At 60.2% G+C, this 20,820-nt stretch carries 20 protein-coding genes; 9 read left to right on the forward strand and 11 right to left on the reverse strand.

Annotated features, from left to right (window positions below):
• Positions 1-27: 27 nt before the first annotated feature.
• The 7 genes from J2046_RS03175 to J2046_RS03205 all read left to right on the forward strand — a co-directional run bounded on the left by J2046_RS03175 (position 28) and on the right by J2046_RS03205 (position 7,705).
• The gene (locus tag J2046_RS03175; protein WP_210049435.1) at positions 28-1,329 is read left to right on the forward strand and encodes an ABC transporter substrate-binding protein; all 1,302 of its coding nucleotides are present in this window, start codon (positions 28-30) and stop codon (positions 1,327-1,329) included.
• Positions 1,330-1,402: 73 nt separating this feature from the next.
• Positions 1,403-2,290, forward strand: coding sequence for a carbohydrate ABC transporter permease (locus J2046_RS03180; RefSeq protein ID WP_210049437.1), 888 nt, complete (start codon positions 1,403-1,405; stop codon positions 2,288-2,290).
• Positions 2,287-3,183 carry a carbohydrate ABC transporter permease gene (locus tag J2046_RS03185; RefSeq protein ID WP_200884013.1) on the forward strand — a complete coding sequence of 299 codons (897 nt, stop codon included), beginning with the start codon at positions 2,287-2,289 and terminating at the stop codon, positions 3,181-3,183. The genes J2046_RS03180 and J2046_RS03185 overlap by 4 nt, the downstream gene beginning before the upstream one ends.
• Positions 3,184-3,187: 4 nt before the next feature.
• Positions 3,188-4,414, forward strand: a complete 1,227-nt coding sequence (locus J2046_RS03190) for an AGE family epimerase/isomerase (RefSeq protein WP_210049439.1) — start codon at positions 3,188-3,190, stop codon at positions 4,412-4,414.
• Between the two features lie 4 nt (positions 4,415-4,418).
• Entirely contained in the window at positions 4,419-5,486 is a 1,068-nt protein-coding gene (locus J2046_RS03195) for an ABC transporter ATP-binding protein (protein WP_210049441.1), read from the forward strand.
• A 20-nt stretch (positions 5,487-5,506) separates the two neighbouring features.
• Complete coding sequence (gene uxuA, locus J2046_RS03200; RefSeq protein ID WP_210049442.1) at positions 5,507-6,682, forward strand: mannonate dehydratase; 1,176 nt, start codon at positions 5,507-5,509, stop codon at positions 6,680-6,682.
• A 21-nt stretch (positions 6,683-6,703) separates the two neighbouring features.
• Positions 6,704-7,705: a Gfo/Idh/MocA family protein gene (locus tag J2046_RS03205; RefSeq protein ID WP_210049444.1), complete on the forward strand. Its 1,002-nt coding sequence runs from the start codon at positions 6,704-6,706 to the stop codon at positions 7,703-7,705.
• A 7-nt stretch (positions 7,706-7,712) separates the two neighbouring features.
• On the opposite strand, the gene J2046_RS03210 is transcribed toward J2046_RS03205, so the two are convergent.
• The 5 genes from J2046_RS03210 to J2046_RS03230 all read right to left on the reverse strand — a co-directional run bounded on the left by J2046_RS03210 (position 7,713) and on the right by J2046_RS03230 (position 13,841).
• Positions 7,713-8,027 carry a BrnA antitoxin family protein gene (locus J2046_RS03210; RefSeq protein ID WP_210049446.1) on the reverse strand — a complete coding sequence of 105 codons (315 nt, stop codon included), beginning with the start codon at positions 8,025-8,027 and terminating at the stop codon, positions 7,713-7,715.
• The gene (locus J2046_RS03215; RefSeq protein ID WP_210049742.1) at positions 8,024-8,272 is read right to left on the reverse strand and encodes a BrnT family toxin; all 249 of its coding nucleotides are present in this window, start codon (positions 8,270-8,272) and stop codon (positions 8,024-8,026) included. The genes J2046_RS03210 and J2046_RS03215 overlap by 4 nt, the downstream gene beginning before the upstream one ends.
• Before the next feature lie 135 nt (positions 8,273-8,407).
• Complete coding sequence (ribB, locus tag J2046_RS03220; protein WP_210049448.1) at positions 8,408-9,508, reverse strand: 3,4-dihydroxy-2-butanone-4-phosphate synthase; 1,101 nt, start codon at positions 9,506-9,508, stop codon at positions 8,408-8,410.
• An 11-nt stretch (positions 9,509-9,519) separates the two neighbouring features.
• Positions 9,520-10,617, reverse strand: coding sequence for a chorismate synthase (aroC, locus tag J2046_RS03225; protein WP_210049450.1), 1,098 nt, complete (start codon positions 10,615-10,617; stop codon positions 9,520-9,522).
• A 128-nt stretch (positions 10,618-10,745) separates the two neighbouring features.
• The gene (locus tag J2046_RS03230; RefSeq protein WP_210049451.1) at positions 10,746-13,841 is read right to left on the reverse strand and encodes a bifunctional diguanylate cyclase/phosphodiesterase; all 3,096 of its coding nucleotides are present in this window, start codon (positions 13,839-13,841) and stop codon (positions 10,746-10,748) included.
• A gap of 366 nt (positions 13,842-14,207) precedes the next feature.
• Between J2046_RS03230 and J2046_RS03235 the strand changes: the two genes are divergently transcribed.
• Positions 14,208-14,468 (forward strand): DUF1344 domain-containing protein, encoded by a 261-nt coding sequence (locus tag J2046_RS03235; protein WP_210049453.1) that lies wholly within the window; start codon positions 14,208-14,210, stop codon positions 14,466-14,468.
• A gap of 134 nt (positions 14,469-14,602) precedes the next feature.
• Here J2046_RS03235 and J2046_RS03240 read toward each other — a convergent pair whose 3' ends face one another.
• From J2046_RS03240 to J2046_RS03255, 4 genes are all read right to left on the reverse strand, one after another.
• Positions 14,603-15,190, reverse strand: a complete 588-nt coding sequence (locus J2046_RS03240) for a histidine phosphatase family protein (RefSeq protein ID WP_210049454.1) — start codon at positions 15,188-15,190, stop codon at positions 14,603-14,605.
• Positions 15,191-15,211: 21 nt separating this feature from the next.
• Positions 15,212-16,030 carry an enoyl-ACP reductase FabI gene (fabI, locus tag J2046_RS03245; protein WP_037158126.1) on the reverse strand — a complete coding sequence of 273 codons (819 nt, stop codon included), beginning with the start codon at positions 16,028-16,030 and terminating at the stop codon, positions 15,212-15,214.
• A 152-nt stretch (positions 16,031-16,182) separates the two neighbouring features.
• Positions 16,183-17,295 (reverse strand): DnaJ C-terminal domain-containing protein, encoded by a 1,113-nt coding sequence (locus tag J2046_RS03250; RefSeq protein ID WP_210049456.1) that lies wholly within the window; start codon positions 17,293-17,295, stop codon positions 16,183-16,185.
• Between the two features lie 296 nt (positions 17,296-17,591).
• Positions 17,592-18,050: an RT0821/Lpp0805 family surface protein gene (locus tag J2046_RS03255; RefSeq protein ID WP_210049458.1), complete on the reverse strand. Its 459-nt coding sequence runs from the start codon at positions 18,048-18,050 to the stop codon at positions 17,592-17,594.
• 57 nt (positions 18,051-18,107) lie between these two features.
• Between J2046_RS03255 and pdxH the strand changes: the two genes are divergently transcribed.
• Complete coding sequence (pdxH, locus tag J2046_RS03260) at positions 18,108-18,728, forward strand: pyridoxamine 5'-phosphate oxidase (protein WP_210049460.1); 621 nt, start codon at positions 18,108-18,110, stop codon at positions 18,726-18,728.
• A 62-nt stretch (positions 18,729-18,790) separates the two neighbouring features.
• Here the strand turns inward: pdxH and J2046_RS03265 are convergent, their stop codons facing one another.
• Positions 18,791-19,861: a polysaccharide deacetylase family protein gene (locus J2046_RS03265; protein ID WP_411828450.1), complete on the reverse strand. Its 1,071-nt coding sequence runs from the start codon at positions 19,859-19,861 to the stop codon at positions 18,791-18,793.
• A gap of 77 nt (positions 19,862-19,938) precedes the next feature.
• Complete coding sequence (locus J2046_RS03270) at positions 19,939-20,730, reverse strand: sulfite exporter TauE/SafE family protein (RefSeq protein ID WP_210049746.1); 792 nt, start codon at positions 20,728-20,730, stop codon at positions 19,939-19,941.
• Positions 20,731-20,820 lie beyond the last annotated feature (90 nt).

Genomic DNA, 20,820 nt, shown 5'->3' on the forward strand with positions numbered 1-20,820 from the left:
TTGTCAACAACAAGAGGGAACAGGGACATGAAAAACGCATCAGTAAAGAACAGGATTTCCACCCGCGTGCTGCTCCTGAACGCGGTATTCGGCGCCGCTCTGCTGTCCGGCGTTTCTTCCGCTTCGGCCGAGACGTTGACGGTCTGGAGCGGTTATCCGGAAATGGCGCCGTTTTATGAGCATGTCGCGCAGGGCCTGAAGGCTGCCCATCCGGACCTTGAAGTGAAGGTCGAGGCGATCGCCCTTCGCGAACATGAAAAACGCGTGGCGCTCGGCCTTACCGGCGGCCAGGAAGGCGTCACCGTCATCGAGCTTTCCGGCTCGACCGCGACCCGCTACCTTGAGAATGATCTTCTTCCGGAAGCACCGGACGAGATCGCGACTTTCGTGAAGGACCCGAAGAACTTCGACAAGTTCTTCAGCGACACGGCAAGCTATGACGATACGGTTTATGGCGTGCCGCTCTTCCGCGGCCAGGGCGCGCTCTTCTACAATACCGACATGTTCAAGGCCGCCGGCCTCACCGAGCCGCCGAAGACCATGGAAGACTATTCCAAATATGCCGAGAAACTGACGCAGCGCGACGCTTCCGGCAAGGCGACGGTTTCCGGCTGGAGCCTGCGTCTTTCCGGCGGCGGACAGGGCATTGCCGAAAAGTTCTGGATCAACCTTCATCAGTTCGGCGGCGCTCTTCTGGTTCCGGCCGGTGATGGCAAGTGGAAGACCAATTTCGCCAACGAGGCCGGCCGCAAGGCGCTGAAGCAGTATCTCGAAAACATCTTCACGCTTAAGACCGTGACGCCGGAAATGCCGGCTGATGCCGATGCCTTCGAACGCGGCCAGACGGCCATGTTCATCCGCGAATCCTGGGTGATCGGCGATATCGCCAAGAAGGCACCGGATCTGAAATACGCAACCGCGCCGCTGCCGAAGGGATCGATCGCCCTGCCGACCAACCTCTACGTGGCAGGTGACGATGCGGACATAGGCTGGGAATTCGCCAAGGCGACCAATTCGCCGGAAAACCTTGTCTGGCTGCTCGAGAATGTCGGCTGGCTGCCCAACCGCTCGGGCGTCGATTATTCGAGCGTCACAACCAAGCAGCCGGCTTTCGCGGCTTTCGTCGATTATCCGCAGGGGTATGAGTTCTTCACGCTGCCGTCGATCGGCCCGATCGAGGAAATCCTGACCCGTGTTGCGGCGCAGCTTGTCGTCGCCTTCGCAGATGCCTCGATGGCCGGTGACGACGCCAAGATCGACGCCTTCCTAAAGAAGGCAAGCTATGAGGTCGACACGATCCTCGATCGCGAAGGCCTGGCTGCGAAATAATCGCTTACCTGCCACTCGCCAATTGCATCCGCCCGGGGCATCATCGTCCCGGGCGCTCTTCGGGGATGACCGTATGCTGAAGCGCAAAAGATTCATTTTTGCGATCCTCGCGATCCTGCCGACGCTGGCGATCTTCGCCTACGTGCGGCTCTATCCGATCGCCGACACGCTAAGGCTCAGCCTTTTCAAATGGGACATACTGTCGAAGCGCAAGCCGTTCATCGGCCTCGCGAATTTTCGCGAACTGATGGGCGACCATCTGTTTCTCGACGCGCTCGTCAACACGACGATCATCGCCTTTGGCGTATTGTTCCTGACAATCCCGATGGCGCTCGTCATCGCCGCGCTGATCTTCCATCGCACCCGCTCGCGGATGGCCGGGTTTTATGAGACGGCGGTTTTCATTCCGCATGTCGTCTCACTGGTGCCGGCCGCTATGGCCTGGAAATGGATTTTCGATGCAAGGCTCGGTCCGCTTAACGCGCTTTTGACCTTTTTCGGCATCCCGGCGCAGAACTGGCTGTTCGACCCGGTTCTCTCGGTCATCTGCATCATCGTGCTTTGCTCCTGGCAGGCGCTGGGTTATGCGGTGCTGATCTATATCGTCGGCTTCAAGAACCTGCCGGTTTCCCTCTACGAGGCGGCAAAGCTCGACGGCGCGTCCGGTCCGCAGAGCTTCTGGCATCTGTCGATCCCGATGCTGAAACCGATCACGCTCTATGTCTCGGTCGTGACCCTGGTGTCCGGCTTCAACGTCTATGCCCAGGCCTTCGTCCTGGCATCCGATGCGCAAGGCGCGCCTGGAAGGCAGGTGAGGGTTCTGGTGCTCGACATGCTGGAAAACAGTTTCCGCAACTATCGTGTCGGCTATGCTGCATCGGAAGCCGTGGTGCTTCTGGTCATCGTGCTTGTGCTGACGCTGATCCAGTTCTCGATGCTGCGGGAAAGGAGCAAGGCATGACGACCGATATCGCGACCATTCATGTGGAGCCGACGCCGGACGAGCTTGCCGAAGGCCGCCGCCTGCGCCGCAGGAAGCGCCTCACCAATCTCGCGATCGATGCTTTCCTCATCGTCGTCTCGCTGCTGATGCTGCTGCCGCTCGTCTTCCTGGTGGCGAACGCCTTCAAGACGCCGGCCGAAATGCTTGCCTGGCCGCCGACCATCATCCCGCGTGACCCGACCTTGGAGAATTTCTCGGCCGTGCTCGGCGAGACGCCGCTCCTGCGCTGGATCGGCAACAGCCTCGCCTTCGCCATCCTTTCGACGCTTGCCATCGTCGCGACATCGGCGATTGCAGGCTATATCTTCGGAAAATTCCGCTTCGGAACGTTGAACGTCATCTTCGCACTGTTCCTCGCTACGGCGATCGTACCGTTCGAGGTCTACATGATCCCGCTCTATTTCCAGGCAAAGAGCCTCGGCATCCTGAATTCCGTCTGGGGCCTGCTGCTCGGTTATCTGGTGATGAGCTTTGGCATCTTCCTGATCCGCCAGAATGTCATCCATTCGATCCCGGACGAGCTTTTGGAGGCGGCGCGTATCGACGGCGCCGGCGAATTCTGGATTTTTCTGCACATCGTCCTGCCGCTCCTGCGCGGCGCGCTGGGTGCGCTCGCCGTGCTTGCCTTTTTCCAGGCCTGGACGGCGTTTGCCTGGCCGATGATCGTCGCCACGACCCGAACGAGCTACACGATCGAAGTGGGGCTGGCGCTCTTCCAGACCGGCTTCACGGTTGATCTCGGCCGTTTGAGCGCGGCTTCGGCGACGGTACTTATTCCTTCGATCCTGCTCTTCGTCATCCTGCGACGCAACTTCGTGCAGGGTGTCGCAAGCACCGGTTTGAAGGAGTGATGCGATGGATTTTTTCGAGGAAGCGCGCACCATCTATGCGGCGGCGAATGCCGGCACGCTCTATTGGATGCTGCAGCGGCCGATGCTTGGCGGCGGATTTCTCAATACCAAGCAGAACAGCCTGATGCTGAAGGATTACGGTCCGGAAGACGGCATCCGCGGCCCGGATTATACCTACGGCTGGATTCAGGGCAGGGGGCTGGAATCCCTCGTCATGCATGCGGCATTCTTCGACGACGAACTGCCGCCGCTCGCCAAGAAGCTGGATACCGCCGGTCGGCGCCTTTACGACCTGCTCGCCGCCCTGCAGAAACCGGACGGCCATGCCTATTTCTGCTACGGCCGGGACATGGCGCCGGTCTATGCGGATGCCGCCGGCGCCGTCCGGCCTCAGGAAAGGCCGAGGCTGATCTACACCTATTCGGATGCCTTTGTGGCCAAGGGTCTGATCGCCACCGCAAGCCGTTACGGCCTGACCGGCCTGGCCGACCATCTCGCCTATTTCGACGGGGTAATCGCCTCGATCGAGCACGGCCGTTTCCAGATGGACGAGCGCCGGCCGTTGTCGCTCGACAGTCTCGCAATGCAGCCGAATGATTTCGGCCCGCGCATGATCCTGCTCGGCGCCGCCGGCATGCTGAAACGCTTCGGCCATACGGCGCATCTCGCATATGCCGACCGCTTCATTGCCCATGTCATCGACCTCCATCTCGATGCCGGAACCGGGCTGCTCCGCAACGTGCCGGGCGAGGACGCCTGCAATGTCGGCCACGGCATCGAATTCGTGGGCTTCGCGCTCGACTACCTTGACGACAATTGCGATCCGGCGCTGATCGAAACGCTGGAACGCATTCTTGTCTCTTCGTTCCGCAAGGGCTTTGTCGGGCCGGGCATCGCGCTGACCGTCTCGATTGCGACCGGCGAGGCGCAGAGCCCCTATTGCCCCTGGTGGTCGCTGCCGGAGACGATCCGCGCTGCCGCGCTTTGCCACGAGCGCACCCGCAGCGCCGAGAGTCTGGAGATATGGAAAGCGGCGCATGCAGCTTTCTTCGAACGTTACTGGCGCGGTACGCCGCCGATCGCCTACCAGACCATGACGAAAGACGGACCGGCCGATTTCGTCCCCGCCACGCCCGACCTCGACCCCGGTTATCACACCGGCCTCAGCCTGCTCGCAGCCCTCCGCGCCGCCGACCGGCTCAGCCTCCAGACACACGCAATCTCAGGATAAATTCATGGCTTCCGTTGAAATCCAGAATGTCCGCAAGGCCTATGGCGATTTCGAAACCATCAAGGGCGTCTCCGTCGACGTGCCGGATGGTGCCTTCGTCGTGCTCGTCGGCCCGTCCGGCTGCGGCAAGTCCACGCTTCTGCGCATGATCGCTGGCCTGGAGGAAATCACCGACGGCACGATCCGCATCGGCGGCCGCGTCATCAACGATGTCGAGCCGAAACATCGCGACATCGCCATGGTCTTTCAGAACTATGCGCTCTATCCGCATATGACGATCGCCGAAAACATGGGCTTCTCGCTGCGGCTGGCGAAGAAACCGAAGGAGGAGATCGCCTCCCGCGTGACGGATGCCGCACGCATCCTCGGCCTCACCGATTACCTGCAGCGTTATCCGAAACAGCTTTCCGGCGGCCAGCGCCAGCGCGTCGCCATGGGCCGCGCGATCGTGCGCAACCCGAAAGTCTTCCTCTTCGACGAGCCACTGTCGAACCTGGATGCCAAGCTGCGCGTGCAGATGCGCGCCGAACTCAAGGACATCCATGCCCGCATCAGGACGACCACCGTCTACGTCACCCACGATCAGATCGAGGCCATGACCATGGCAGACCGGATCGTGGTGATGAGGGATGGCGTCGTGGAACAGGTGGGCGCGCCGCTCGATCTTTACGACAAGCCGGTCAACACCTTCGTCGCAAGCTTCATCGGCTCGCCGTCAATGAACTTCCTTGCCGCCAGGGTGGCGGAAGATCGCAAGTCTGTCGCAACGGAAAACGGTATTCGACTGCCGCTCGGCATCGAAGCCCCGGCCGCGCCCGGCACGGCGGTGACCTATGGTATCCGCCCCGAGCATCTGGCGATCGCCTCGGTCGGCGAGGGCGTTCCAATGACCGTGACGAATATCGAGCCGACCGGCTCGGAAACCTTCGTGCAGGGCACGGTCGACGGGCAGAAAATCTCCGCGCAACTGCGCGAGCGGCTTTTCATCAGGACCGGCGAAGTGCTCAATCTGGCGCTTGCGCCCACCAACAGCCATGTCTTCGATGCCGCCACCGGCATGCGGCTCGGCTGACAAGCATAAGGTAAAATACGATGGAACAGACCTGGCGCTGGTTCGGACCGGACGATACGGTAACCCTTTCGCATGTGAAGCAAGCGGGCGCGACGGGCATCGTCACCGCGCTGCATCACCTGAACGACGGCCGCATCTGGCCGGACGACGAGATTTTGAAGCGCAAGGCGATCATCGAAGAAGCCGGCCTTTCCTGGTCTGTGGTGGAAAGCATCATCGTCCACGAGGATATCAAGACGCGCACCGGCCGCTACCGCGAACTGATTGACAACTACAAGGCGTCGATCCGCGCCGTCGCCAGGGCGGGCATCAAGACGGTCTGTTACAATTTCATGGCGATCACCGACTGGACGCGCACCGACCTCGACTATCGCATGCCGCACGGCGGCACGGCGCTGCGCTTCCATATTGTCGAGTTCTGCGCCTATGACGTCTTCATCCTGAAACGCCCCGGCGCCGAACGGGATCATCCTTCCGACCGGATCGAAAAGGCGGCGGCGTGGCTGAAAACGGCGAGCGGGAGCGATCTTGCAAGGCTGGAGCGCAACCTCATCGAATGGGTACCCGCGCGCGAATTTGTCTACGACCGGCAGAGCCTCAACCGCATGCTGGATATCTACAAGGAACTGTCGGAGAATGGTTTTCGCGAAAACCTCTTCGCCTTCCTCAAGGAGATTATTCCGGTGGCCGAAGAGGCGGGCGTGAGGATGGCGATCCATCCGGATGATCCGCCTTTTCCGCTTTTCGGCCTGCCGCGCGTCGTCTGCAAGGCATCCGACGCGCGGGCACCGCTCGCCGCCGTGAAGTCTCCTTCGAACGGCATAACGCTCTGCACCGGTTCCTACGGTGCCAACCCGGAAAACGATCTGGTCGCCATGGCGAAGGAATTCGGCCCGAATATCCATTTTGCGCACCTGCGCAACGTCACCAGAGAAGGTGACGGCTCCTTCCACGAGGCCGAGCATCTGGAAGGGGATACGGATATGGTTCGTGTGGTGATGGCACTGATTGCGGAGGAGAAGCGCCGCAAGGCGGACGGTCGGACGGATTGGCAGATACCCATGCGACCGGACCATGGTCATGCGATCGTCGACGACATAGGCAAGAAGGTCAATCCCGGCTACTCCTGCATCGGCCGGCTGAAGGGGCTTGCGGAGCTACGCGGCATCATGCGGACGATTGAAGTTCTCGGCTGAAACCATTCCGGGGAGGGGATGATGGCAAGGTTGAAGGTGGCGATGATCGGGCTCGGCATGGCCTCGGGGCATCATGCCCGCGCACTGCTCGACCTTTCCGACAGGATCGAATGCGTTGCGGCCTACAGCCGGAGCAATGCCCGGCGCGAAGCATTCGCCACGCAATATCCGATCCAGACGAGCGGCGACCTCGGCGCGATCTTTGCCGACAGAACGATCGAGGCCGTGCTGATCCTGACGCCTCCGAACACCCATCTGGAGCTCGTCCGGCGAGCCGCGGAAGCCGGCAAGCACATTCTGCTCGAAAAGCCGCTCGATATCTCCTTTGCGCGCTCCGAAGCGATCGTCCGGACGGCGAGGAAAGCAGGTATCCTGCTCGGCATTGTGCTGCAGAACCGGTTCCGCGCTGCTGCCCTGAAACTCGACGGGATCGTCGAGTCGGGGCGGCTGGGACAGTTGGTTGAGGCTTCAGCGGCGATCCGCAACTGGCGCCCCCAGAGCTATTACGATGTCGAAGGGCGGGGCACCCGCGCCCGCGACGGCGGCGGCGTGCTGCTCACCCAGGGCATCCATACGATCGACCTGCTTTTGAGCTATGCCGGCACGCCGAAGGAGGTCTCTTCCTTCGTCCGCACTACGCCTATCCATAGGATGGAGACGGAAGATCTGGTGACGGCCGCCTTCTCCTTCGAGAACGGCGCGATCGGCACGCTGAATGCCACGACCTGCGCCTATCCTGGCTTGGCCGAGCGTATCGAGCTGATCGGCACAAAGGGAACGGCGGTCTTCACCAGCGACAGGCTCGAAGCCGCCTTCGTGGATGGCACGAGCGTCAGTGAAGGCGGCGAGAAGATTGGCAGCGGGGCAGGCGCCGATCCCATGGCTTTCGGCCACGAGATGCACCGGGCGCTGATGGAAAACTTCATCGATGCCGTTCAAAACGGCGCAGCGCTCCGCGTCACGGGCGACGATGCACTGAAAGCCCACAGTTTCATCGAAGCGATCCTCGCGGCGAGCCGTTAGGGCTATGTCAGAGGCCTGCGGCCTTGCGCAGTTCTTCGGCCATCTTGGTACGCCAGTCCTTGCCCGACGCCTTGAATTTTGCGAGCACGCCTGGATCGAGCCTGAGCGTCACGGCAACCTTCGGCGCATCGACCCTGGGCCGTCCGCGGGCTGCGATTGCCTTTTCCATTTTCTCCGCGATATCAGGAAAGACTTCCCTGAAAGGGCGCATGCTTGCGAGTTCTTCTTTCGTCAACGGTGGGCTGTCCACCGCGTCCCAATCTTCCTTGGTATATCCACGTCCGGGTTGGAATTCCCTTTGCTTCTCTGCCTTGATGTTCATTCGAGCGAACTCCTTTCATCCCTTCGGGCTGGGCGCATCGAAATAACGGAGATCGCTTCCGACCCAAGGGTCACGTAGATCACAACGATCGTTCCATCTCTGAGACGGCCTACGGCCTTGGATCGTCCATCTCTCGCCGGCATCGTGACGCCGGTTAAGAAAAATTCGAAACGAAGGTCGGCGAAATCGAGCCCGTGTTTTTCGAGATTCACAAGCCGCTTCGGCTCGTCCCAAACAATTTCCATATTATTCGTACACGAAAAATTGCTGCCCTTCAACAGGACGGCAATCTACGTGGTTGAAACTGAATGCAACTACAGCATGTCGCGCAAAAGTGTGCGCGGCTTTGCGGCAACGACATGCGATGCTTCAAAAGGCGATCAGCAGATCACGGTCTCGGAAATATTGATGCCGAAACCTTCGAGGCCGACGTAGTGGCGCTCGCTGCGGGTCAGGAGCTTGATGGAGGTGACGCCGAGATCCTTCAAAATCTGTGCACCAAGGCCGATTTCCAGCCATTCGCTTTCGCGCGCCTGCGCCTCGGCATGACTTTCCTGGTCGTGGCGCAGCTTGCGGCCATGATCCTTCTGGCCGACGCCGACGGAGCCTTCGCGCAGGTAGATGACGACGCCGCGCCCCTCTTCTTCAATCTTCGCCATGTAGCGGTCCAGCGGCCTCTGGGCACCGAAAACGTCGCGGGTGACGTTTTCGAGATGGAGCCGGACGGGAATGTCGACGCCGTCGCGAATGTCGCCGAAGATCACCGCTACATGCTGCATCGGGTCCCAGGGAAGAGAATAGGCATGTGCCTTGGCCTCGCCATGCATGGTCTCGATGTCGAAACTGGACTGCAGTTCGATGAGCGTTTCCTTGCGCTGGCGGTATGCGATGAGATCGGCAACGGAAACCTGCTTCAACTCGTGCTTTGCGGCGAAGTCCGCAACCTGCTGACCGCGGGTCACGGTGCCGTCGTCGTTGACGAGCTCGCAGATCACGCCGACTGGCGGCAGGCCTGCGAGCTTGCAGAGGTCGACAGCCGCCTCCGTATGGCCGGAACGCATCAGAACGCCGCCTTCGCGGGCGATCAGCGGGAAGATGTGGCCGGGCCGTACAAAATCACCGGGGCCAACATTGGGATTGGCCAGGTTGCGGACGGTGAGGGTCCTGTCCTCCGCTGAAATCCCGGTCGTCGTGCCGTGCTTGAAATCGACGGTGACGGTGAAGGCGGTCGTATGCGCGCTGTCGTTTTCGGCCACCATGGCGTTGAGATTGAGGCGCTTGGCCTCCTCGCGCGGCATGGGTGCGCAGACGATGCCGGATGTATGGCGCACGATGAAGGCCATCTTGTCCGGCGTGCAATGCACGGCAGCGACGATCAGGTCGCCCTCATTCTCGCGATCGTCGTCATCGGTAACGACCACGATTTCGCCGGCTTCGAAGGCTCGGATGGCGTCGACGACGCGTTTCTGGTCATAGGCCATGGATGTCGTTCCTAAAGAGTGCGCCCGGTTTGTGCCCGATGGCGGAGATAGTGGTCGGCAACGGCGCACGCAACCATGGCCTCGCCGATCGGCACCGCGCGAATACCGACGCAGGGATCGTGACGACCCTTGGTGCGTACTTCGACATTGTTGCCGTCCGCATCGATCGAATGCCGTTCGGTGAGAATGGAGGAGGTCGGTTTGATCGCGAAACGGGCGATCACCGCCTCGCCGGTCGAGATGCCACCGAGAATACCTCCGGCGTGATTGGAGAGAAAGATCGGCTTGCCGTCATTGCCCATGCGCATCTCGTCGGCATTCTCCTCGCCGGAAAGTTCCGCAGCAGCAAAACCCTCGCCGATCTCCACACCCTTGACCGCATTGATCGACATCAGGAGACCGGCGATATCCTGATCGAGCTTGCCGTAGATCGGAGCACCGAGACCGGCGGGCACACCTTCGGCGATCACTTCCACCACTGCGCCGATCGACGAACCTGCCTTGCGGATCGAATCCAGATATTCCTCCCAGACCGGCACGATCTGGGCATCGGGGGAAAAGAACGGATTCTGGTCGACCTGCTCCCAATCCCAGTTGGCGCGGTTGATCCGGTGCTTGCCGATCTGGATCAGCGCGGCACGGACATTGAGCCCCGGAACAACCTTCCGGGCGAGCGCTCCTGCCGCCACGCGGGCGGCCGTCTCGCGGGCGGACGAGCGTCCGCCGCCGCGATAGTCGCGGATGCCGTATTTCACGTCATAGGTATAGTCCGCGTGTCCCGGGCGGTAGCGGCGTGCGATCTCGCCATAATCCTTGGAGCGCTGGTCGGTATTCTCGATCAGCATGGAAATCGGTGTGCCGGTTGAGATCATCGTCTCACCGTCCTCATCCATCATTACGCCGGATAGCACTTTGACGATATCGTCCTCGCGCCGCTGGGTCACGAAGCGCGACTGGCCGGGCTTTCGCTTGTCCATCCATGCCTGGATTTCGGCTTGGGTGAAGCGAATGCCGGGCGGGCAGCCGTCAACGACGCAGCCGAGCGCCGGACCATGGCTCTCACCCCAGGTGGTGACGCGGAAAAGGTGACCGAACGTGTTATGCGACATGACGTTATAACCGGCTATGGCGGAGTTGGCCTCCCGCCGACTGCTGACGCGGCTGTCATATGGAAAAGGCGGCCATGCGACAAGCTTTTCTTGCGTGAACGGGTGCCGCCGACGGGTGAACGATGTGTCTATGCGGCGGCTTTCCGCCAGCCGGCGAGTGCGGCTTGCGTGAAGTCGCTGAAGGAAAGCGGCCGGGAGAACGCGTAGCCCTGCAGCAGGTCGCAACCGAGTTCGCGCAATAGGCTCGCATGTTGCATCGTCTCCACGCCTTCCGCCACGGTCTCGACCCCGAGCGACCGGGCGATGTCGATGATGGAACGGACGAGCGCGCGTTCCTGCGGCGAACTCAGGATCGGCATGACAAGCTGGCGATCGATCTTGAGACGCTTCGGCTTCAGCTTCAGAAGGCTGACAATCGACGTGTGGCCGGTTCCGAAATCGTCGATCTCGATATCGATGCCAAGTTCCTTGATGCGTTCGAGATTGCGGGTCGCCGAGTCTTCGCTTTCGTCGAGAAAGATCGATTCCACCAGCTCGAAGGAAATTTCGCCAGGCTCGATCTCCAGGACCTTCAGCGTGTCGATCAGCGTCTCGTCATGCAGCCTTTTTGAGGAAACATTGACGGAAACCTTGGGGATCCTGATGCCGAGCGCAATCCAGCGCAGTTTGTCCTTCAGCACGGTCTCGAGCACGATCTGGTCAAGCGTCGCTGAGACGTTGAGGTCCTCGGCGATTTTCAGAAACCGGTCAGGGGTGAGGATTCCGTGATGCGGGTGATTCCAGCGGATGAGAGCCTCCACCCCGGTAAACTCGTTGGTCCGGGCGCAGAATTGCGGCTGGTACCAGGTTGCGAACTCGTTGTTGTCGATGCCTGCAAGCACTTCGTCGGCGGTCCGCTTCTGATTGACGATCTCGGCCTGCAGGTTCTGCGTGAAGAATTCATAGCGGTTGCGACCCATGCCTTTCGCCCGGTAGAGCGCGATGTCGGCGTTGACCAGGGTGCGGCGCGCATCGACATTAAGGCCGCTCGCCTGGGCAATCCCGATCGAGACACCGCAACGACAGGAAAAGCCCTCGAAATCGATCGGCTGGTGGAATTCCGCGATGATGCGCTGGGCAAGCTGTGCCATCTGTTCGGCGCTGGAATTGCCGGAGGCAAGGATAACGAATTCGTCGCCGCCGATGCGTGCGACCACATCCGAGCCGCGGACGTTGCGCGACAGGATGTGTGACGCATGCACCAGCATGGCGTCGCCAGCCGCGTGACCGAGCGTGTCGTTAATCTGCTTGAAGCGGTCGAGATCGAGATGCAGGATAGAGAATTTCTGCCGCTCGTTCTGGCTGGAACGCGACAGACGATCGAGTTCCATGTCGAGCTTGCGGCGATTGGCAAGCAGGGTCAGCGGGTCGTGCAGCGAATTGTGCTCGATACGGCTCTTGGCGAGTTCCAGCTCGGCGTTCTTGGCGTCGGCTTCATCTTTGGCGGCCTTGAGTTGCTGGGTGAGGATCGCGTCCTGGGTGACGTCGAAGGCGATACCGACCACCTTTTTCGTTCCGTCACGAGTCACATGCAGCTTGCCGATCGAGCGAATATAGCGGATGGAGCCGTCCGGCTGCGGAACACGGGCGACAAGCGGATCGGGGCGGAAGCTGCCCGCAAAATGATAAGAGGTCCGCTTGGCCCTTTCCCGATCTTCGGGGTGGAGGAGGTTGATCCACTGATCGGCATGGATGCCGCCGTTCGCAAATGGAATGCCATGCAATTGGCACATCCGCTCATCCCAGATCTCGACATGCGTGACAGGGTTTGATTCCCATATGCCGCAATTGGAGGAGGCAAGTGCGAGATCGAGCTTGGTCGAGAGTTCTTCCAGTTCCTGTTCGCGGTTCGATAGTTCATCGAGGGCGAGTTCCAGCTCGGCGTTCTTGATGTCGGTGTTTTCCTTGGCGTTCCGCAGCGTCTGCGTCATCACCATGTCGGCAGTCACGTCCCAGACGATGCCTGTGGTGCGGTGGGTGCCATTGGCGTTCCGGTAGTTTGCTCCGGCCGATCGCAGATATCGCAGGGCGCCATTCGGCAATTGCACGCGATAGACCTCGCTGCGCGGCGTGTTGCTGCAGGTGCAGTTGAAGAAATGCGTCTCTGCCGCCGCCCGGTCTTCCGGAAAGATTGAGTTCAGCCAATCATTGAGGCGATTGCCTCCGCCGCCGGCATCCTTCCCGTGCAGCTTGGCGGCGCGTTCATCCCAGAAGAGATCGTGATTGTCGCCCGCCACCTCCCAGATGCCGATATTCGAAGCCTCCATGGCAAGGGTGAAGCGTTGCGAAAGTTCAAGGAGGTTAAGCTCGCGTGCTTTCAGCGCCGCGATATTGCAGTTGCGTTCCGAGATAAGCGAAGTCGCGACGAAGATCGGTATGATGATCGCAAGTGCGGCGAGCGCAATCCACAGCCGGACATGCAGTTGGTTCGGCGGTGCGATGTCCCAGCCGGAATAAGGGACGGCGAGCAGGGTCCAACTAGCGCTCTTCAACGGAACGCTCCATTCCATCGGGGATTGGTCCTCGATGGAATCATCCCCGTAGAAAGCGAAATATCCGGGTTTGTCGGCGTCGCGCAGAACCACGTTCAGCCATTCGAGATCGATGAGATTAGGGCTTAGGGCCGAGTCTGGAGAGAAAGTGACGCCCGAAGCTTCCATGAGCCCTTTCTTGTCAATGAGGATCGCGATCGCGCCCCAAAGATCCGCACTTTCATCTTCCGAGGCCACCGGCACGACCAACGTGAGATGATTTTCCTGCGTGCCGCTCAGCAGAGAGACCCGGTTGCGGCCTGCGACCGATCTCAGATCGTTTGCAAGACGTGGAAGATCGATGTCCCCGATCGCCTCCGATGCGCCATCGATGATGCCTTCGCGGGTGACGACTTGGCCGAGACGGAATTCGGGCGCAATCGCGACAGCGGAAAAATGCCTCCAGTTTCGGAACGCCTTGTCGGCATAATGCTTGAAGGCGGCCGGCGAGCCTTGTGCATCGTTCCTCAATGCGTGGACAAGATGGTCGGCCGTCATAGTGTCGGTCTCGATGCGGGATGCGAGTCGCCGCGCCAGGAGGCTTGCCACCTTTTCCGTCGTCGCTCGCAATTCGCTGCGATGGTCTTCAGTGTTGCGCCGGTCGATGATAACGCCGATCGCAATCACCAGCAGCGCGATGACGAATGCGACCATTGTAGGGGCCTTGGTGCTCCGAAAAGGCCGCAGGGATCTGGAAACGGACGGAAGCCGGAATTTCAATCGCGCAGACCTCTTCGTTAACCTCTGTGATATGGAGAAAAAGCCTATTGGAAGGGAGTTAATTTCCGATTGCACAGCAACCTGGAAACCTCGTGGCCTTTTGGCGCCGGAAATACTTCACCCGGTCTGACGGAAATTATGCAGTCCGGCCGCAAGGTGCCGCCAGAATCTTGAAAAGCGTTAACTATCAGGTCATTACTTGTACCGAAAATGTCATGGTGGCGGGCGATTTTCGCCACAATCCGGGGGCTATCTGTGCATCGAAACAAAACAACCTCGACTTCGCCAAAGGCACCGACGATGCGTATCCTGATTGCTGCTCTGCTTACGACGGCCAGCATCTTTTCACCCTTGAACAGCTGGGCGCAAAGCGCGGATGTCGAGGCGACGATCAAGTCGGTGGATACGAAGGCGTACAGCCTGACGTTGGATGACGGAAAGACCTACAAGGTGCCGGAGGAATTCAACTTCGAAGGGTTGGAGGCAGGCGTGAAGGTGTTGGTTTTCTACACCGTCGTGGATGGAAATCGGGTCGTCGACGATCTGGAAGTCGTCCAGTAAGCCGAAAACATCAGAAAAGAGTAATTTGAAATATATTTCGAAGATTGCAGCATCTGCCGGCAATCGGGATCGACTTTAGAAATGCGCAACGTGCAGGTTGGTAGGTTGGAGCAACCTTTCCGGGCGCAGATGCGCTAAAACCATTCCATACGGCTATAGTCCGTATCGATCCTGAGGATCCGGTCCTGCGGAGTGGGGGCGGTGGCTGCGTCATCCTCGGCAAGGTTGCCGATCAGCCGGAAGAGCGACCGGATGACGCCACCGTGACTGATGCAGACGGTCGGGCCATCGACGGATTGCAGCCATGCGCCGATCCGCCAGCAGAGGATTTCATAGCTTTCGGCGGTCGTTCCTGGCGGGATGAAGCTCCATTTCTCTCGCGTTCGCGCACGCTTGCGATCCGGGGACATACGGCTGATTTCCTTGAGCGTATGCCCTTCCCAATCGCCAAAGGAAAGTTCCCTCAGCCGCTCGTCGATTTGATACGCCTCGGGATCAAGGCCCATGGCGGCGCGAAGGAGTTCCATGGTTTCGCGGGTACGCGACAGGGGGCTTGCGACGAAGGCAAAACCGTCCGCTGCGCCGATCATTTCACGCAACCGCTCGCCGTTGCGCACCGCCTGCGACCGGCCGAGCGCATTGAGCGGGATGTCTTTCTGGCCTTGAAGCCGCCCTTCGGCATTCCAGTCCGTCTGCCCGTGGCGGATCATGTAGATGAGCACGGCAAACGTCCTGAAAGCCGGTCAGTCCTTGATGACCGAGATGTCGGGCGCATCGACGGCCTTCATGCCGACGACATGGTAGCCGCTGTCGGCATGGTGGGTTTCGCCGGTGACCGAGCGGGAGAGGTCGGAAAGCATGTAGAGCCCGACATCGCCCACTTCCTCGATGGTGACGGTGCGGCGCAGCGGCGCATTATATTCGTTCCACTTGAGGATGTAGCGGAAGTCGCCGATGCCGGAAGCGGCCAGCGTCTTGATCGGGCCGGCGGAAATGGCGTTGACGCGGATATTCTTAGGCCCGAGGTCGACCGCCAGATATTTGACGCTCGCTTCCAGCGCGGCTTTGGCGACCCCCATGACATTGTAGTTCGGCATGACCTTTTCCGCGCCGTAGTAGGTGAGCGTCAGCATCGAGCCGCCATCGGTCATCAGCTTTTCCGCCCGCCGTGCAACGGAGGTGAAGGAATAGACCGAGATCTGCATCGTCTTGGCGAAATTTTCCGCCGATGTGTCGACATAACGGCCGGTCAGCTCGTCCTTGTCGGAAAAGCCGATCGCATGCACAAGGAAGTCGATCTTTCCCCAATGCTTTTCGAGGTTTTCGAAGACCGCATCGACGGTCGATTCGTCGCTGACATCGCAATGGCCGGCCATATAAGCGCCAAGTTCGGCGGCCAATGGTTCGACACGCTTCTTCAGTGCATCACCCTGGTAGGTGAATGCGACTTCGCCGCCATGCTGATGAATGGCCTTGGCAATGCCCCATGCGATGGAACGGTTGTTCGCAACACCCATGATGATGCCGCGTTTGCCTGCCATGAGGCCGGAAGCCTGAACCATGCCTAGTCCCCTGAAACTTTAGACGAATGCTGCCTATGACATAGGCAGCCCCAGCGTTCAAGCTGGCTTCATTCATCTCGTGTTAAAGGACGTAATCAAGGGTGCATAGCGGTGTAAACCGACGCGGAACTGTCATATTCGGGCGTAACCCGCTACACGTAGAGCCCGTGACGCATGTGCCGCATGAGGTCGGTGACCTTTTCGTTCGGCTTTTCCCACAGGATAATGCGCAGTTCGACGACGAGATCGCCGCGATCGCCGGCCTCATTATAGAGGCCGAGACCACTCAGTCTGATCGCCTGGTCGGAACCGGACCAGGCCGGAATGGTGATGCTGTGGTTGCCTTCGGGCGTCTCGACAGTTGCTTCCGCACCCAGCACCGCGTCTTCCAGAGAGATCGGCAGGACCGTATGGAGATCGAAGCCTTCGATGCGGAACGCGGTGTCGTGGGCAACCTTGAGCGTGACGAGAAGATCGCCCGGTTTCATGCCAGCAAGTTTGATGCCTTGACCCTTGAGGCGTACCATTTGACCTTCGGTCATGCCCTTTTCCAGGGCGAATCGGACCTCGCGCTCATCACTCAATTTGACCGTAACCCAGCTCTGATTCAGCAGATCTTCGACGGTCACTATCGCGTCCACGGAGAAATCCGGCGCCTTTTCAGGAGCTGGTGAGGTACCGCGGATGCGGCGTACGAGCGAGGCGATGAGGTCTACCGCCATGACCGGCAGGGGAGGTTTTTCGCCGTTCGGGTCGACTTTTGCCGTTTCGGCAGTATCGCCGGCAGCCTGTGCCGATCCTTTTGCCTGACCCTGGGCCCTCGCCTGATCGGCTGCGGCTGCACCGAAGATGCGTTCGATCACCTCCTCCGGTGTCTCTCCCGCCGAACCTGACTGATTCTGAGGCCGATCTTGAGATGATTGAGCTTGGGATTGGGCCCGCTGCGCGTTGGCGCGCGCCAGCTCCTCCATGATCTTCTCGGCATTGGCTTTGGCCGCCTTGGCGCGTTCGGCTGCTTCTTGCGCAGCCTGACGCTGCTGCAGGATCGTCTGCTGCATTTCAGCAGCATGATCGTAGCGCTTGCGCCGCTCGGGATCCTTCAGGACCTCGTAGGCTTGGCCGATTTCAGCAAAACGGCTCGCCGCGGACGGATCATCCTGATTGTGATCGGGATGAAGCGTCTTTGCCTTGCTGCGCCAGGCCGATTTGATTTCAGTGGCGTCGGCATTATGCTTCACGCCCAGAACGGAATAGGGATCACGCATTGTGGGACCACCGGTTACCTGAAGCGGCGGGCCCCCGCTTGATTCTTGGACCCTCCGATACTCGTCACAATTCCGACAGCCACTCGCCAGTTCTTCATGTTCCGGCAGATGGTCTGCTTGTTCGGTAGAAATCTAGGTCAAGACTCCTGAATCAGTAGTTACGCGACCAGGCTCGGTAGTTGTTAAGGTTAAGAAACCGTTTCGAGAGTGGTTCAGAATTTCATGGAAGGAATTCTGTTCGTAGGTGCGCAAGGCAAAGGCGGAATATCCCGGCACGCCCGAGAGGATGGCGCCGGCTATTGCCGGTCGAACGCGGTGAGCATCCAGTCTCCACTGCCGGTAAGGCAGGCCTGTCCGGAAAACATTGCAATACCTTCATAGGAATGCCGCGTCGTCATGAAGTCGCGGCAGATATGCCCTGCATTCCGGGCTTCGCGGATCTGCGAGACGACGCCCGCGCTGCCGGTTGCGGTATTCGCCCACGGAACCGATGCTTCGCCGAGCTTGGCGAGATCGGCGGAGGTTACAGCGTTTCGGACCGTCGCCTCGTCGGAGAGTGCTGCACCCGTATGCTGGGCCGTGCCGGGCACGGTGCCGGTCGCGATGGTGCGGTCGATCTTTTCCGAACTACCGAAGAGATCCAGACTGCTGGTGCAGCCGGCAAGTGAGAGACCGATAAGGAGGATTGCGGTGAAGCGTTTGCTGAGGGCAAGGGACCTCTTTGTACGACTCTTCGACTTTGATATCACTACCACCTTGCATCCTGTCCGATGGAGAAGCTTCGGGCACTTTTCGGGAGTATTTTAGTCAATATGTCTGAAAGCGAGTTAACAAGTGGTGACTTCACCGAGGAGACCGAACCTTTCACACTGTTCGGAACCTGGCTGAAGGACGCGGAGCGTACGGAGCCCAATGATCCGAATGCCGTCGCCGTGGCGACCGTGGATGAATTCGGCATGCCCAATGTCCGCATGGTCCTCCTGAAGGGTTATGACGAGAACGGTTTTGTCTTCTATACCAATTTCGAAAGCCAGAAGGGCCGTGAAATTCTCGCAAACAGGAAGGCGGCGATGTGTTTCCACTGGAAATCGTTGCGCCGCCAGGTGCGCCTGCGGGGCGAGGTGGAGGTGGTGAGCGACGCCGAGGCCGACGCCTATTACGCATCGCGCGCCCGCGGCAGCCGGATCGGCGCCTGGGCGTCGAAACAGTCCCGGCCGCTCGAAGGCCGTTTCGCGTTGGAAAAGGCGGTTGCCGAATATACGGCCAGGTACGCGATCGGAGACATTCCCCGCCCGCCTTACTGGTCCGGTTTCCGCATCAAGCCCGTTTCGATCGAGTTCTGGCACGACCGCCAGTTTCGCCTGCACGATCGCATCGAGTTCCGCCGCCCCGCTCCGGGCGGTCCCTGGGAGAAGGTGCGGATGTATCCGTAAGACGCATGTTGCCCGAAAATGGAACCGGTTTCGGGATAACGACATGTGGGAAGATAAAAGCGTTATCGCCCGAGCGCGAAGGGTATCCCAGAAGCGAGTGCCGAGACATATCGCGGCTGTTGGTAATAACCGTTGAGCGAGATGCGCGGCAGGGCAGTCAACCGGTTCGCATATTTTTCGCAGAGCGTGCCGGGCTGTGTCGTCACCGCGACCGAGAAGCCGAGTTCGCGCGCGATCATGGAGTCGCGTTCCGATACGGCCAGACGCGTGCCGTAGGGATAGGCGATCGCCTTTGGGCGCTTGCCTGTCAGCGCCTCCACATAATCTGCCGATTGCCGCATTTCATCGCTGGCTTCTTCCAGGGAAAGACGGGCGACCGCCCGGTGGCTCAGCGTATGCGCGCCGAGCGAGGCGAGCGGATGCGCAGCAAGCGCCCTGAGTTCCTGAGCGTCCATGGTGAGATCGGCGGTGATTTTCAGCGGATCGATGCCGTGCCTGCGCGCCAGCGCGTCGATGTTGGAGACGGCAATCGCCTCTTCGGTCTCCTCGACATATCTGGAGAAGCGGTCGAAGGCATCGAATTTCAGGGCTTCCGAGGTCAGGCCCGTGATCTTGGCGCCATGTCCGAAATCGAAGGAGATTTCCCGTTCCCGGCCGAGCAGTTCGGCAAGCGTTTCCCACCAAAGCGAATGGGTGCGCTCGGCAAATCCCCGGGTGACGAAGATGGTGAAAGGCACGCCATGGCGTGCGAAGACGGGCAGCGCGTATTCGGCATTGTTCCTGTAGCCGTCGTCGAGCGTGAAGGCGGCAAAGGGCTGTTTCGTCGGACTGGCGAGGCGCGACGGGATATCCGCAAGAGGGATGAATTCGTAGCCCTCCGCAAAGAGCCGCTCGATGGCGTCATTTAAGAAATCTGGCGTGACTTCGAGATGCTCGCTCGGCTGCAGTGGGCGTGTCCTTTTCGGCCGGACGTGATGAAGGGTGAAGATCGCGCCACGCCCGCGCGCGTTCGGCATCATCCCCGCCCGTGCGAGAGCAGCAGCCATATCGAGGCCGCCGGCGACCAGCCGGCGTTTGACGTCCCGGCGCCAGAGCGCCTGCAGCCTCCGCTTCTTATGCCCCACTGAGATCACGCCCGTACTCTTTGCGAATGGCGCGACCCTACGCGCGGACCTGTTAAGCCTTGCTGAAGAATGAAATGCAGAATCTGTCAGGGACGGAACGTGTCGAAGAGAGGCAGGCCGACGATGGCAGCGATCGCGATCAGCAGAAAACAGATGCGCCGGAATGTCGCTTCGGATGCGAAACCGAAGAGCCGCGAGCCGGCAGCGAGGCCAAGGCCATAGCCCGGCCCGGCGATCAGTGCCATGGCCAGGACCTCCACGGTGAGCAGGCTTCCGACGATGTAGGAGGTCGCCGAAATCACGGTCGCCAGCGCGAAATAGACCACGAGGTTGGCGCGTACCGTCAGCGGTGGAATGGCGCCACCCAGCCAATAGGCGACGATCGGTGGGCCGGACATCTGCGCGGCCCCGCCGAAAAGTCCGGCGAGTGCCCCCACGCCGATTGTCAGCGGTGTCTTTGGCTTGCCGTGATAACGCCAGCCGGAGATCAGGAAAACGAGCAGGCAGAGCACGACGACCGAGATGATCCAGCGAAGCGTCACGGAAGGCAGAAGAGCCAGCAACGCCGTGCCCGCCGGAACGCCCACCAGCGCGCCGATCAGCATCGTATAGACTTCACGCCGGTTGGCCCGTCTCCAGCTGTCCGGCAGCATGCCGAGCGTCATCGTCCCGTCGATGACGAGGAGCAACGCGGAGGCGATTTTCGGGCTGGTGGCGGCGCTGGCGAGTGGAACGAAGATCAGCGCACCGCCGAAGCCGGAGAACCCGCGCGCCAGACCCGCAATCAGCGCCGCCAGGAAGACGAAGCCCAGTTCGGCGGGTCCATGGCCCGGAAACCATGATTTCAGATAGGCGGCTAAAAGGTTTGGGGAGTTCATGGAAAGGCCGTCATGCGGATTCGTGCGATGGCCTGCACCTGTCGGGATTTGCGCCGGGGTGTCAAGCAACACTCTGGACATGGATCGCGA

Source organism: Neorhizobium petrolearium (assembly GCF_017873175.1).
Taxonomy (GTDB): Bacteria; Pseudomonadota; Alphaproteobacteria; order Rhizobiales; family Rhizobiaceae; genus Neorhizobium; species Neorhizobium petrolearium.

What these genes read in the sequence shown, in the direction of transcription:
- J2046_RS03175 (WP_210049435.1), top strand. Translation starts at nt 28, where the DNA reads ATGAAAAACGCATCAGTAAAGAACAGGATTTCCACCCGCGTGCTGCTC.
- J2046_RS03180 (WP_210049437.1), top strand. Translation starts at nt 1,403, where the DNA reads ATGCTGAAGCGCAAAAGATTCATTTTTGCGATCCTCGCGATCCTGCCG.
- J2046_RS03185 (WP_200884013.1), top strand. Translation starts at nt 2,287, where the DNA reads ATGACGACCGATATCGCGACCATTCATGTGGAGCCGACGCCGGACGAG.
- J2046_RS03190 (WP_210049439.1), top strand. Translation starts at nt 3,188, where the DNA reads ATGGATTTTTTCGAGGAAGCGCGCACCATCTATGCGGCGGCGAATGCC.
- J2046_RS03195 (WP_210049441.1), top strand. Translation starts at nt 4,419, where the DNA reads ATGGCTTCCGTTGAAATCCAGAATGTCCGCAAGGCCTATGGCGATTTC.
- uxuA (WP_210049442.1), top strand. Translation starts at nt 5,507, where the DNA reads ATGGAACAGACCTGGCGCTGGTTCGGACCGGACGATACGGTAACCCTT.
- J2046_RS03205 (WP_210049444.1), top strand. Translation starts at nt 6,704, where the DNA reads ATGGCAAGGTTGAAGGTGGCGATGATCGGGCTCGGCATGGCCTCGGGG.
- J2046_RS03210 (WP_210049446.1), bottom strand. Translation starts at nt 8,027, where the DNA reads ATGAACATCAAGGCAGAGAAGCAAAGGGAATTCCAACCCGGACGTGGA.
- J2046_RS03215 (WP_210049742.1), bottom strand. Translation starts at nt 8,272, where the DNA reads ATGGAAATTGTTTGGGACGAGCCGAAGCGGCTTGTGAATCTCGAAAAA.
- ribB (WP_210049448.1), bottom strand. Translation starts at nt 9,508, where the DNA reads ATGGCCTATGACCAGAAACGCGTCGTCGACGCCATCCGAGCCTTCGAA.
- aroC (WP_210049450.1), bottom strand. Translation starts at nt 10,617, where the DNA reads ATGTCGCATAACACGTTCGGTCACCTTTTCCGCGTCACCACCTGGGGT.
- J2046_RS03230 (WP_210049451.1), bottom strand. Translation starts at nt 13,841, where the DNA reads ATGGTCGCATTCGTCATCGCGCTGCTGGTGATTGCGATCGGCGTTATC.
- J2046_RS03235 (WP_210049453.1), top strand. Translation starts at nt 14,208, where the DNA reads ATGCGTATCCTGATTGCTGCTCTGCTTACGACGGCCAGCATCTTTTCA.
- fabI (WP_037158126.1), bottom strand. Translation starts at nt 16,030, where the DNA reads ATGGTTCAGGCTTCCGGCCTCATGGCAGGCAAACGCGGCATCATCATG.
- J2046_RS03250 (WP_210049456.1), bottom strand. Translation starts at nt 17,295, where the DNA reads ATGCGTGATCCCTATTCCGTTCTGGGCGTGAAGCATAATGCCGACGCC.
- pdxH (WP_210049460.1), top strand. Translation starts at nt 18,108, where the DNA reads ATGTCTGAAAGCGAGTTAACAAGTGGTGACTTCACCGAGGAGACCGAA.
- J2046_RS03270 (WP_210049746.1), bottom strand. Translation starts at nt 20,730, where the DNA reads ATGAACTCCCCAAACCTTTTAGCCGCCTATCTGAAATCATGGTTTCCG.